Source organism: Enterococcus sp. AZ078 (assembly GCF_051714985.1).
GTDB classification, from domain to species: Bacteria; Bacillota; Bacilli; order Lactobacillales; family Enterococcaceae; genus Enterococcus_B; species Enterococcus_B hirae.
Window position 1 is genome coordinate 2668435 of the sequence record NZ_JBIOSW010000001.1, and the last position, 11784, is coordinate 2680218.

10 protein-coding genes are annotated in these 11784 nt (G+C 37.6%); 1 reads left to right on the top strand and 9 read right to left on the bottom strand.

Annotated features, from left to right (window positions below; genetic code table 11):
• Positions 1-23: 23 nt before the first annotated feature.
• The 6 genes from IGJ18_RS12420 to IGJ18_RS12445 form a co-directional block, all read right to left on the bottom strand.
• Positions 24-1478, bottom strand: a complete 1455-nt coding sequence (locus IGJ18_RS12420) for an ABC transporter substrate-binding protein (protein ID WP_010721013.1) — start codon at positions 1476-1478, stop codon at positions 24-26.
• Positions 1479-1515: 37 nt separating this feature from the next.
• A complete protein-coding gene (locus IGJ18_RS12425; protein ID WP_010721014.1) occupies positions 1516-2436 on the bottom strand; it encodes a carbohydrate ABC transporter permease in 921 nt (306 codons plus the stop codon).
• A gap of 13 nt (positions 2437-2449) precedes the next feature.
• Positions 2450-3397 (bottom strand): ABC transporter permease, encoded by a 948-nt coding sequence (locus IGJ18_RS12430; protein ID WP_010721015.1) that lies wholly within the window; start codon positions 3395-3397, stop codon positions 2450-2452.
• 635 nt (positions 3398-4032) lie between these two features.
• Complete coding sequence (locus IGJ18_RS12435; protein WP_034700491.1) at positions 4033-4758, bottom strand: pseudouridine synthase; 726 nt, start codon at positions 4756-4758, stop codon at positions 4033-4035.
• An 83-nt stretch (positions 4759-4841) separates the two neighbouring features.
• Positions 4842-6488 (bottom strand): putative polysaccharide biosynthesis protein, encoded by a 1647-nt coding sequence (locus tag IGJ18_RS12440; protein ID WP_438843393.1) that lies wholly within the window; start codon positions 6486-6488, stop codon positions 4842-4844.
• Between the two features lie 338 nt (positions 6489-6826).
• A complete protein-coding gene (locus tag IGJ18_RS12445) occupies positions 6827-7429 on the bottom strand; it encodes a hypothetical protein (RefSeq protein WP_438843394.1) in 603 nt (200 codons plus the stop codon).
• Between the two features lie 351 nt (positions 7430-7780).
• Here IGJ18_RS12445 and IGJ18_RS12450 point away from each other — a divergent pair, with 351 nt between their 5' ends.
• Positions 7781-9283, top strand: a complete 1503-nt coding sequence (locus IGJ18_RS12450) for a UDP-N-acetylmuramoyl-L-alanyl-D-glutamate--L-lysine ligase (RefSeq protein WP_438843466.1) — start codon at positions 7781-7783, stop codon at positions 9281-9283.
• A 297-nt stretch (positions 9284-9580) separates the two neighbouring features.
• Here IGJ18_RS12450 and celB read toward each other — a convergent pair whose 3' ends face one another.
• The 3 genes from celB to IGJ18_RS12465 are packed head-to-tail and all read right to left on the bottom strand — an operon-like array spanning position 9581 to position 11771.
• The gene (gene celB / locus IGJ18_RS12455; RefSeq protein ID WP_010721020.1) at positions 9581-10924 is read right to left on the bottom strand and encodes a PTS cellobiose transporter subunit IIC; all 1344 of its coding nucleotides are present in this window, start codon (positions 10922-10924) and stop codon (positions 9581-9583) included.
• Positions 10924-11442, bottom strand: a complete 519-nt coding sequence (locus IGJ18_RS12460; RefSeq protein ID WP_181915155.1) for a hypothetical protein — start codon at positions 11440-11442, stop codon at positions 10924-10926. Before IGJ18_RS12460 ends, celB begins: the two co-directional genes overlap by 1 nt.
• Positions 11443-11456: 14 nt before the next feature.
• Complete coding sequence (locus tag IGJ18_RS12465; RefSeq protein ID WP_014834421.1) at positions 11457-11771, bottom strand: PTS cellobiose transporter subunit IIA; 315 nt, start codon at positions 11769-11771, stop codon at positions 11457-11459.
• Positions 11772-11784: the final 13 nt, after the last annotated feature.

Here is an 11784-nt window from a genome sequence, read left to right on the forward strand (position 1 = left end):
AGAAACTGATTCAGTTCCTTGAATTATTTACTTTCCTTACGAAATGCATCATATTGTTTTTGCATTTCTGTTAATACTTTGTCATAACCTGCTCTGTTCAAAGCATCTTTTAGTTTTGGTAATGTTTCATCAGGATCAACTGTCCCAGTATTTAATCCATCTAGGTATTGATTCATGACATTTGAGATATTACTTAGTTCTGTTTTTACGCTATCTGTATTGAAACTAAAGCCTAAGATTGGAGAAGTTTTTGCTTCTTCGATTGATTTATCTCTTTCAGCGATCATTTCATCTGTGATCGTATCTTGTGTGTATAAGATTTCATTGTTACCGGTATTCCAAGCAGACATGTGCATGTTTGGTTGGTACCCATCTAATAATTTGATCTTATCATCGCCATCTTTTTTCCATGCTTCGCCTTCGATACCCCAAACTAAACCATTCAATAATTCTGGATCGCTATTTAATAAACCTAAAAATTCAACTGATTTTTCTTTGTTTTTAGAAGTATTTGATACGACAAAGTTGGCCATTTGTGCTTGTCCAGTTGACTTCAATGGAACAGTGATTGCTTTTGAAACCAATTCTTGTTTCGCTGCATTAGTCAAGATCGTATCGCCATAATCGTATGGTCCTTGTGTTTCGCCACGCATTAACCAAGTATTTCCTTCAAGTGGGTAATCTTTATTACTAGTAGCAGCATCGCTAGGAATCAATCCTTGTTTATACCAGCTGTGCATCGTACGTAATAATTCGATAAACGTTTTGTTGTCGTATTGATTGATGATCTTAGTGTCATCGCCGTTTAAATCAACCGCAAATGGTAATGTATTCCCTAATGGATAATCGAAATCTCCTTGGACCTTAAATCCTTGTCCAATCGCAAAAGCAGCTGTATTTGGGTCTTTTTTATGGAATTCTTGTAACACTTTTTCCGCATCCTGATAAGATTCGATCCCATCAATCGATAAATTGTATTTGTCTAATAACGGCTTGTTGAAAGTCAACACTTGTTGGGCAAACACATTGCCATTTACTGGAAAGGCATACAATTTTCCGTTAACTAAATTTCCTTTGATATACGCTTCATCTAAAGAATCATACGCTTCTTTCGCATATTTTGGTGCTAATTCTGTCAAATCAGTAAATGCACCCTTTTGCGCATTTGATACATAGTTGTTGGCAAAGGCAATATCGTAGTTTTCACCAGAAGAAATAATGACATTCATTTTCTTCTCGTAATCGCCCCAACCGATGTAGTTGATGTTGACTTTAACTCCGATTTTATCTTCGATCCGTTTATTTGCAATATCCATTAACTGATCGAAATTCTCTGGTTTATCACCGATTTGATACATTTGAAGGGTTGTTGAATCACTTGCTTCAGCTTTTTCTTTTGTCCCCGATCCGCAGGCTGCCAATGTTCCAACCATCATTGCAGAAACGCCAGTAAAGGCTAATTTCTTCCATAACTTCATTTTTCTTCCTCCTAAATTGTTTTATATTTTTATTGCATTACTCTTTTACTCCACCAATCGTTAATCCTTTAACAAAATGTTTCTGGAAGAATGGGTAGCTGATCGCAATCGGCAAAGTAGAAATCACGACGATCGCCATTCGAGCTGATTCTCCCGGAACAGAAGCAAGTCCGCCTGTCAATTGACTGCCCGCTCCTGAATTTTGTGTCAAATATTGAATATTGCTTTGGATCTTCATCAATAAATATTGCAAAGGAACCAGTTTATCATCTTGAATATAAAGCAACGCATTAAACCAATCATTCCAATACCCTAAGGCAGCAAACAAACTGATCGTTGCAATCCCTGGAATTGCCAGCGGTAAAACGATTTGCACAAAGATTCGCAGCTCACTAGCCCCATCAATTCTTGCAGATTCAATGATCGAATCTGAAACCGAGCGTTTGAAGAACGTTCGCATCACGATGATATTGAACGGACTGACCGCCATTGGCAAAATCAATGCCCAGATCGTATCTTTTAACTGCAAGAGATTCGTCATTACTAAATAGTTCGCAACCATCCCTGGTGAGAACAACATCGTGATCAAACAAAATACGGTAAAGAAGCGCCGAAATGGGAAGTTTGATCGTGAAATCGCATAAGCGTATAAAGAAGTCGCTGTACTATTGATCAAAGTCCCTAGAACAGTGACAAGGATCGTCACAAATAAAGCTTGGAAAATCTTGTCTTGCATTTGACCGAATAAGTAAGTATACCCAAATGTACTAAATTCTTTTGGCCAAAAACTGTAGCCATATTGTGTCAAAGCGGATTCTTTCGTAAAAGAAATCGCAATCACGAATAGAAACGGTAAGATGCAAGAAAGAGCAAACAATGCGATCAACAAGTTAGAGAAAAAATTGGTTGTTTTGTTAAATGAACGAATCTGTACTCGTTCGACTTTCTTTTTTTTCATTTCTTTCTCCTCCCTAGAACAATGCTGATTCGCTGTCGAAACGACGAGCAATCGTATTTGTGATCATCAATAGAACAAACCCCACAACGGATTGATACAATCCCGCTGCAGCTGTCATTCCAAAGTCACCAGTAGAGGTCAAGCCATTATAAATGTAAGTATCCAATACTTGTGTGACATCATAAAGTGCCCCGGAATTTCTCGGGATATTGTAGAATAAACCAAAGTCTGCTCGGAAAATATTCCCGACAGCTAGAATCGTTAAGATCGTCATCAACGGAATCAATTGTGGAATCGTCACATGTTTGATTTGTTGCCATTTGCTGGCACCATCCACCATCGCTGCTTCATAATAAGTAGGATCGATCCCCATAACAGAAGCAAAATAAATGATACTGTTATAGCCAATCCCTTTCCACGTACCGATAAAGACAAGAATAAACGGCCAATACTTCGGTTCGTTATACCAGTTGATCGCTTCTCCACCATGCCCAGTGATCCACTGATTAAAGATTCCTTTGTCAGGGCTCAAGAAGGCATAAACAAAATACCCAATGATGACCCATGATAGAAAGTAAGGAAGTAACGACATTGTTTGGTAAACTTTTACCAGTCGTTTATTCCGTAATTCACTCATAATGATGGCAAAAACAACGGAAATCAATAAATTCAAAAGAATAAAAGTAACATTATATAAAATGGTGTTTTTAGTGATCAAGAAAGCTTGATCAGAAGTAAATAAGAAGCGGAAATTTTCCCAACCAACCCAAGGGCTTTCTCTTAAACTAGCTAAAAACCCGTCAGCAGAAATATGGAAGTTTTTAAATGCTACTACGTTTGCTAATACTGGGATATAAAAGAAAAAAATCATCCATAGCATCCCCGGCACAGCCATCAGTACTAAAGCTTTGTAGCGCCATAGATTAGCAAAAAAATGATTTAACCCCTTTCTTTTTTTCATCGTAAAACTCCTTTCGTGTCATTCACAAGCCAATTATAGCGCTTACAACAAAAGGAATAAATAAACAAATTATAGATAAAATGATACAAAATATAGATAACAAAATTAGGCAGAGGTTCACTTTTAGCGATCAATCTTTTCAAAAAACCGTTGGCTAATGGCAGTAATTTCTAAATAAACACGAATGAAATGAGCATAAAAAAAGGGTGTCAGGTATAGATAAACCGATAAATAAGTCGAACATGCAGAAAAAAAAGCCACTCATTAAAATGAAAATCACTGATATTCTAGTAGGTATTTAAGTTGCTACTGTACAAGTTATATTCGTTTTGAGATAGACAATACTCACGATTAGTTGAACAGGAGTTTTGAACAGACGATCAATCCTATACTGCTTCTATTCACTCTTTTGTTAACAGCAAGTATATTGCTTTATATAAACTAAAGCGATGTGGCTGTAATAAGAAAAGACACCTTGAACTCCTTTAGAATGAATTGGGCGAACCAATTCATCGAAGGATTCAAGATGTCTTTTACTTAGCTTATCAAAGATACCCTAACTATCATTTTATCATTTGACAATGAGCCTAAAAACAGGCTAGCTGGCTTTTGTTTCTTCATCGTATTTCGTTTGATTACAATTCCTTTCCCTCTAACTGCTTGACTTCTTCAGCTGTCATTTGCCGATACTCGCCGAGTGCCAAGTCTTCTGGGAGCAGAAAGTTCCCCATTCGGATTCTTTTAAGATAAGTGACTTCTTTTCCTACGGCTTTGACCATCCGTTTGACTTGATGGAATTTTCCTTCATGCAGGATCAAGCGAATCACCGATGTTTCATCTTCCGAATTGACTGAAACAATGGTTAATTGAGCAGGTCTGGTTTCTTCGCCACCGTCAATGGTCAATCCTTGACTAAATGCCTGTACATCGGCTTCGGTCATGATACCGTTGACTTCAGCGAAGTACTCTTTTTCGACATGTTTCTTTGGGGAAAGTAAACGGTGAGCCAAGCCGCCATCATTTGTCACAACCAATAAGCCTTCTGTATCTTTATCTAAACGCCCGACTGGAAAAAGGTCTTCCCGATAAGAAGTATCATCGAATAGATCAAGCACTGTTTGATCGTAGTTGTCTTGAGTGGCTGAAATTACTCCAGCTGGTTTATTGAGGATATAATAAAAATCTTTTTGGTAAATGAACTGTTCGCCTTCATAAGTCACTTGATCCTTCCATTCATCTACTTGGAATTTGTCACTTTTAATGGTTTGATCGTTCACTTTGATGTGCCCTTTTTTGATCAGTGCCTTGACTTCTTTGCGACTGCCTAATCCGACATCCGCTAAAAATTTGTCTAATCGCATGCTTTTCCTCCATTTGATTGAAAAAAGAAGTTAAGGGATAATAGGGAACATTATTCCTAACTTCTTTTTTCAAATTTTATTTACTACTTGATTCTTAATCGATGGCGTAATCGAACCATACTTGGTCCTAAAAGACGTTCAGCTAATCGAATTTTTAACGCTAAGTATGCGTACACCGTACCGCCAACACCAGCTACAAATAAAATCAAGAACAATGACTGAATTTTACTATCTTGATTGAGGAATAAACCGAAAACAGATTTCGTGACCCCAGCTGCTACCAGCATGATCAGTGTCAAAATAAAAATCAATAGTGTTCTCCGCCAAACAAAACTTGGTTTGAAACGTGCCACTTGACGCATCTTTTTTAAAATCAACGTGCAAGAAACAGCAAAACCGATCATCGTCGCAAATAATGGACCATAGACTTCAAACAGACGGATCGCTGGATATTGCAAGATCACCTTCACGACAAAACCGATTGCAAGATAACGGATCGCTGCGGCATTTTCAAACATCCCTTGAAGCATATTGGAAACTAACATATATAGACCAAGGAACAGCCCCACAAAACTGGCTTGGATCAACACGTGACTTCCTAGTTTATCAGGTGCATAAAACAACGTATTCAAAGGATAGGCTAGCAAGATCACGCCAAAGGTAGCAGGAAACATAAAGAACGAAAACAATTGTAAATTGCCACTTGTCAGTTTCGCTAAACCACGATGATCTTTGATCGTCACCGCTTCGGTGATCAACGGCAATCCAGTAGAAGCGATGGAAGTAGCAAGTGCAATCACGACCATCGTCAATTTATCTGGGTTTGCACTGAAAATTGAAAAGAGATCCAATAACTGATCTTTGGAATATTCAGTCGTTGCTGACATGATTTTAATAAAGGTAAACTGATCTACTAATTTAAAGATCGTCACTCCTGACCCAACAATAATAAAAGGAATCGCTTCTTTGATCGTATCTAGTAACAATTCTTTTGTCGCTACATTGACTTGGTTATGGCTATACTGGACACGTGCCGCTGAATACGCCTGTTGTTTTTTCAAAAAATACAACAAAACCAAAATACTTGCTAACATTCCGATAAATGCAGCAAAAGTCGACTGAGTAACTGCTGTGACATAATCGCCTTTCATGACTTTCATAATAATAAAGGTCGCAAGCAACATGTAAAAGATCCGTGCGACTTGTTCCACGATTTGGGAAAGTGCATACGGCATCATTTCTTGGTTTCCTTGGAAATACCCTCGTATAACACTCATACAAGGAAAAACAAGTATCGCGATACTGAGTGATCGCATCGTTGGAATCAATTCTGCTCCGCCACCAGAAGCATGTGCGAGCCAAGGCGAAGCCACATACATAAATAATGAAAATAAGAGTCCTAGTACACCCATCATCTGTAATGCTCGAATAAATAAACGCCGAGAGGTCCCATATTCATTTAATGAATTGTAGCGAGCGGTTTGCTTTGCGATCGCCGCCGGAATCCCAGCTGTTGAAATCAGTAGGAACAAAGCATAAATATTGTAGCCCATATTGAATAATCCATTGGCAGCTTTCGCATTCTCTCCCATCCATGCGTACCATGGGATAATGTAGATCGCACCGAGTAACCGGGAAATGATATTACTAGCTGTCATCCAAGCAGAGCCACGAGCCATTTTTTCTTGAGGTGTTAAATTTTCCATTGCTGGTTTTCGTTGATTAGTCATCGATCAGATTCCAACTTTCTTCAAAACATTACTAACAGTTTAATAGCAAAATGGGAAACTGGCAATCTTTTTTGTGTGATTTTTCTGTAAATTCACTATTCTTTAGATAACTCTTTGTTTTGTTTTATTTTTATATTTTCATTAGAATTAGATAACAAACTGTTCCTGTGTTTCTGTTCATTGATAGCCTTTTCCGTTAAGTGATTGAGTGGTTGTTTTATACTCGAATGTTCTCCAGACTTCAACATGCCTTGTTTTTTACTAATTATATCTCTATATTTATAAATAAAGCTTTGTGAGGAATGCTTGTATTCACTCCATAGTTGCGGATCTTTTTCCTAAGGTGCTTCACATTGTTTTCCATTAGAAAAAAATGTGATTTTCCCCTCTAAAGCGTAGCGATGACGATAAATATATCTCAGTTCTCTATTTGTAATACTTCGGTTATACAAATCTTTTTTATGAACAACATTCCGCATATTTATTCCGTCTATAACAAAAAATAATTGAGTATTGGCATTTTTTATAGCAGCATCGATCCCTATTTTACATCCTCTTTTGGCATGTAAAATAGGGGAAATAACTTCTCCATCTTTTTCGAACAAACATTTTTCTTTTAACTTCAATATATGTACATCTTTATAAATATTTTCTAATTTATTTTTCTCTTTTTCTTGCAAAGATTGAAGATAATGTTTCCCTATAGGATCCATTTTAATATTTATGGGAATATAGGAATATAAATTCTTGGTAAAATTCTGCCACCTCTCTTTAGTGGTCAATTTTTCAGCTTCCTGTAAAATAGCTTCTTTTATTTTATTGTTATAAGTATCAATGTAGTTTTCTCGGGTTAACTTTTCATCTGAATACGAGAGAATAAACTTATCTCTTTCTGATTTCAACCCCAAAACTAGAATTTGCTTCTCTTCTATTTCAACCATTCTATTTCCCTTTCATTTTCATATTTTTCTTAGTCAATCTATCATTTCTTATTGGAATCAGGAATTTCCTTATTCTCCTCTCTATAGTAATCAAAGACATCTTGAAAACAGAATATCCTTGTACTTAAAGGTTAAAACATTTCTATACTAATATCAAAAAAATTGAGTAAATCTTTTCTTCCTCTCATCTTTTTACAAAAAACTAGCCCTGTAATCAGTGAGGTCATCGTCTTACGCTAGCTTTTTCCTTTTTGCAATCAACTTTATTCTCTTTCTTCCCTTCCCGTAAGCCTTTTGAAATATGCTATAATGGATCAGAACCCAATGAATAATAAAGTGAGGGATGATTCAATGAGCTTCTCTTTAGAAGATATCCGTAAATTATTGATCAAAGAAAATTTATTAAAAGAATTTGTTTCTGTTCAAGGTTGGCATTTAGATGCTCCTGAGCAATTTGTATTCAAAAAGTTAAGTTATGACTCACGCCAAGTAGATCATGAGACGTTGTTTTTTTGTAAAGGTCTGAATTTCAAAGAAGAGTATTTAACAAGTGCGATCTCGAATGGTTTGAGCTACTACGTCGCTGAACAGCCTTACGAAAATACAGCAACTGGTATCATCGTGACTGATATTCGCAAAGCGATGGCGATCCTTTCCATGGCTTTTTATCAGTATCCCCAAAAACAATTGCAAGTGATCGGCTACACTGGAACTAAGGGAAAAACAACGGCAGCTTATTTTACCAAAGCCATTTTAGATCATGCGACAAACAATAAAACAGCGTTGCTTTCAACAATGAACACGACTTTAGATGGACAAACTTTTTTTAAATCCCATTTAACAACGCCTGAATCATTAGACTTGTATCGCATGATGGCGGAAGCGGTAAAAAATGGCATGACACATTTAGTGATGGAAGTATCCTCACAAGCTTACAAAACGCAACGGGTATATGGTTTAACGCTAGATGTAGGAATCTTCCTGAACATCTCTCCTGATCATATCAGCCCCATTGAACATCCAACTTTTGATGATTATTTCTATTGCAAACGTCAACTGATTTTAAATTCTAAAACTGTGATTTTAGATCATGAAAGTGATCATTTCGATCTTTTACAGGAAACGGCTGAGTTAGCAAACGTCCCTTACATCACTTATGGACGTTCTGCCGAATCTGATTATGAAGTAAACAGTTTAACTTCAGGGAACCATGCCTTTCATTTGATCAAACACAACGGAAAACTTGATATCGAAGCAGACTATGAGATCCAATTAGCCGGTGATTTCAACCAAGAAAATGCAGCAAGTGCTATCATTGCGGCTGCGTTGACTGGCGCCTCCATCGAGGATGCCCAAAAAGGACTCAAAGCAGCACGTGTGCCTGGACGGATGGATCAGTTGATCCAAAAAAATGGCAGTCATGTTTATGTCGATTATGCCCATAATTATCTCAGTTTAAAAACATTATTAGAATTTGCCAAAAAAGAACATCCGAAGGGTCGGGTCATCGTTGTTCTAGGTAGCCCCGGAAACAAAGCAGTTTCTCGCCGTCAGGATTTCGGAAAAGTATTATCAGAAACGGCTGACGTCGTCTTTTTAACAGCGGATGATCCAGCGTTTGAAGATCCGCAAAAAATCGCTGAAGAAATCAATGCAGCTATCACTAATGCTGAGCTTGAGGTTCATTATGAAATGGATCGTCCAGAAGCGATCAGACAAGCATTAGCGATCAGCAATCCTGAAGATTCCGTTGTAGTCGCTGGAAAAGGAGTCGATCCTTATCAAAAAATCAATGGGATAGATGTTCCTTATAAAGGCGATTATGAAGTCGTCAAAGAACTGATTGAAGATTGAGTATTTCAATGAATACCACTTATTTACAATAAAAAATACGAGATGCGAAACGTATTGAAGCGAGGTTGAGACAAAAGTGTTCAGCATCAAGAAATAAGAAGGAATTTCCGAAAATTGCTTCTCAAATTTTTGGTAAATTTCGGCTTATTTCCGAAGATGCTACTTTTGTATCACCGTTTATTCGTTTTTAGAGATACTAGAAGAGACTGAGACAACTTTTGTCTCAGTCCCGCTTCATATTTATCGTAGTTTTCTATCTTTGTTTTTATTGAGTTAATTGAAGCAAATCACATGGCTTTATTCCGCAGCTAATTCGGCTGCTTTTTCTCTTTCTTCAGTCAATAGTTTATTGTCATAGTATTTGATGAATGGTAACCAAATGAAGAACGCTAAAATTGCACATAATACTGCTAAAACAGCCGCCTTCCAGTCTCCCCCACTACCGACAAATGCGCCCACACCAACTGGCGAAGGCCAAGGCATTTGCGCCAGCATTGGCTTAACGATCTCGAAGCGAATGGCAAAATAAGCTAGTGAAGCCGATGCCATCGGTGCTAGGAAAAATGGAACAGCCAGATACGGATTATAAACAATTGGCATCCCAAAAATAATTGGCTCATTGATATTAAAGATACCTGGAACTAGTGAAGCTTTCCCTAGTACTTTTAATTGATCGGATTTAGCCAAAAAGGCAATGAAGAAGATCAATCCTAATGTGGCCCCTGATCCTCCTACTGTTACATAGGAATTATTAAATTCGCCAGCAAGCGGGAAATTCGCTCCCTGTGCATTTGCTGCCATGTTCGCTAATACGATTGGTGTCAAGAAAGAAGTAATGATATTGGCGCCGTGGATACCCACGATCCATAGTGCATGGATCAAGAAATAGATCACCATGATCCCTAACCATGTGTTCGTTAATTGAGTAACAAACCCGAATGGGATCGCAATCATTTTGAAGATATCTGTTCCTAATACAACCAACAGACCATTAACAAGCATCACGACGAAGCCAATCACAAATGTAGGGATCAAAGCTGTAAAGGAACGAGAAACACCTGGAGGTACTACATCAGGCATCTTGATGACCCAATTCCGTTTGACACAGATGCAATATAATTCAACAGCTATATATGACATGATGATTGCTGTAAAGATACCGGAAGTGCCTAGCCGCTCGACAAATGAGCCCATCCGAATCCCGTTCACGACAGTTTCCGTATCTGAGATACTAGCGATCAAGCTTACTTTCCCATCGGATAACACTAATTCCGGAATACACATGAAGAAAGCAAATACCGCAAGCAGCGAACCAGTTAAAGGATTGACATTCAACCCTTGTTCATCTCGTTCGATTGAAGTCAGTTCATAAGCAAAAACAATAGCAAAATAAATGGATAAAATCCCCATGGTCATCGTGTTGATGATCATGTACAAATCACTGACTTTAAAAAATGTAGCGTTGAAAAACCCTTCAAGAAATGGAAATGGTAAAGGTAAGATATTCAAAACCAAAAACATCGACCCGACAATCGTAAATGGAATCGAAGCCATCCCTGCTGCCATTACCGCCCGAACGATTTTCATTTGTGCAATTTTTCCCATCGGTCCCATCAAATACTTTTCCAAAAATTTAAACATTAGTTACTCCCCTTCCCTAATTGTGAACTCTTTTCATATTGTTTAACACGTTGATATTGACGGTCTTGATTACGTTCAATTTTTTCTAAGCGGAACCAGCAAAAGCCACAAATAAAGATACCGCTTACAAATAATGCGAGTAAAAATAGCTTGGTGCTATGATCATTAGCCATAAATGGAAAAAATGAGCGATACCATGGGGTAAGTAGTAAGCCACTGATTCCTACGTTCATCATTCCTTGAATCTTAAAATAATTGCTCGTCCAAGGTGCTCGGTTCGTGTGCGTACGATAAAGTATGACTTGTTCACCAATAGCAGGAACGATCAAACCCAGCAAGCTAAGCGGCAGTAGCCAGGCACTGCTTCTTGCGATTAATAGTAGTACTAGCCAATTAAGATTGATGAAAAAGAAAAAGGCTGTCAAATAACGAATCACAAGATAACGATTGAAGTACATGATTTTCAAACTAAATTGTTTCTTTTCTAAAGCTAATTGTTGCTTCTTAGTTTCATCCACCTTAATCTCCTCTTTCAAGCTTTTTGTTGATACAAATAACTCATTTCATTTGCGACTTCTAAAAGGGTCATTGTTGTCATTAAATGATCTTGGGCATGGACCATGATGATCTCCATCTCGATTTTTTGCCCACTTGCATATTCTTTTAGCAAGTTTGTCTGGGCTTTATGCGCTTCTAAAATAGCTTCATTTGCTTTATCTAATTGTTGACTCGCTTCCGCTTTTTCTCCTTGCCGTAGAAGTTTGAAGGCTTCATGAATCAATGTTCGGGCATTTCCACTATGCAAAATAATATCAAAAGCGATGACTTGTAATTCTTCACTCGTCATATTTCCAGTCACA

Bases quoted from the DNA above. Each gene is read 5' to 3' on its own strand.
- IGJ18_RS12435 (WP_034700491.1), bottom strand. From the start codon at position 4,758: ATGCGATTAGACAAATTTTTAGCGGATGTCGGATTAGGCAGTCGCAAA.
- IGJ18_RS12440 (WP_438843393.1), bottom strand. From the start codon at position 6,488: ATGACTAATCAACGAAAACCAGCAATGGAAAATTTAACACCTCAAGAA.
- IGJ18_RS12445 (WP_438843394.1), bottom strand. From the start codon at position 7,429: ATGGTTGAAATAGAAGAGAAGCAAATTCTAGTTTTGGGGTTGAAATCA.
- celB (WP_010721020.1), bottom strand. From the start codon at position 10,924: ATGTTTAAATTTTTGGAAAAGTATTTGATGGGACCGATGGGAAAAATT.
- IGJ18_RS12420 (WP_010721013.1), bottom strand. From the start codon at position 1,478: ATGAAGTTATGGAAGAAATTAGCCTTTACTGGCGTTTCTGCAATGATG.
- IGJ18_RS12425 (WP_010721014.1), bottom strand. From the start codon at position 2,436: ATGAAAAAAAAGAAAGTCGAACGAGTACAGATTCGTTCATTTAACAAA.
- IGJ18_RS12465 (WP_014834421.1), bottom strand. From the start codon at position 11,771: ATGACGAGTGAAGAATTACAAGTCATCGCTTTTGATATTATTTTGCAT.
- IGJ18_RS12450 (WP_438843466.1), top strand. From the start codon at position 7,781: ATGAGCTTCTCTTTAGAAGATATCCGTAAATTATTGATCAAAGAAAAT.
- IGJ18_RS12430 (WP_010721015.1), bottom strand. From the start codon at position 3,397: ATGAAAAAAAGAAAGGGGTTAAATCATTTTTTTGCTAATCTATGGCGC.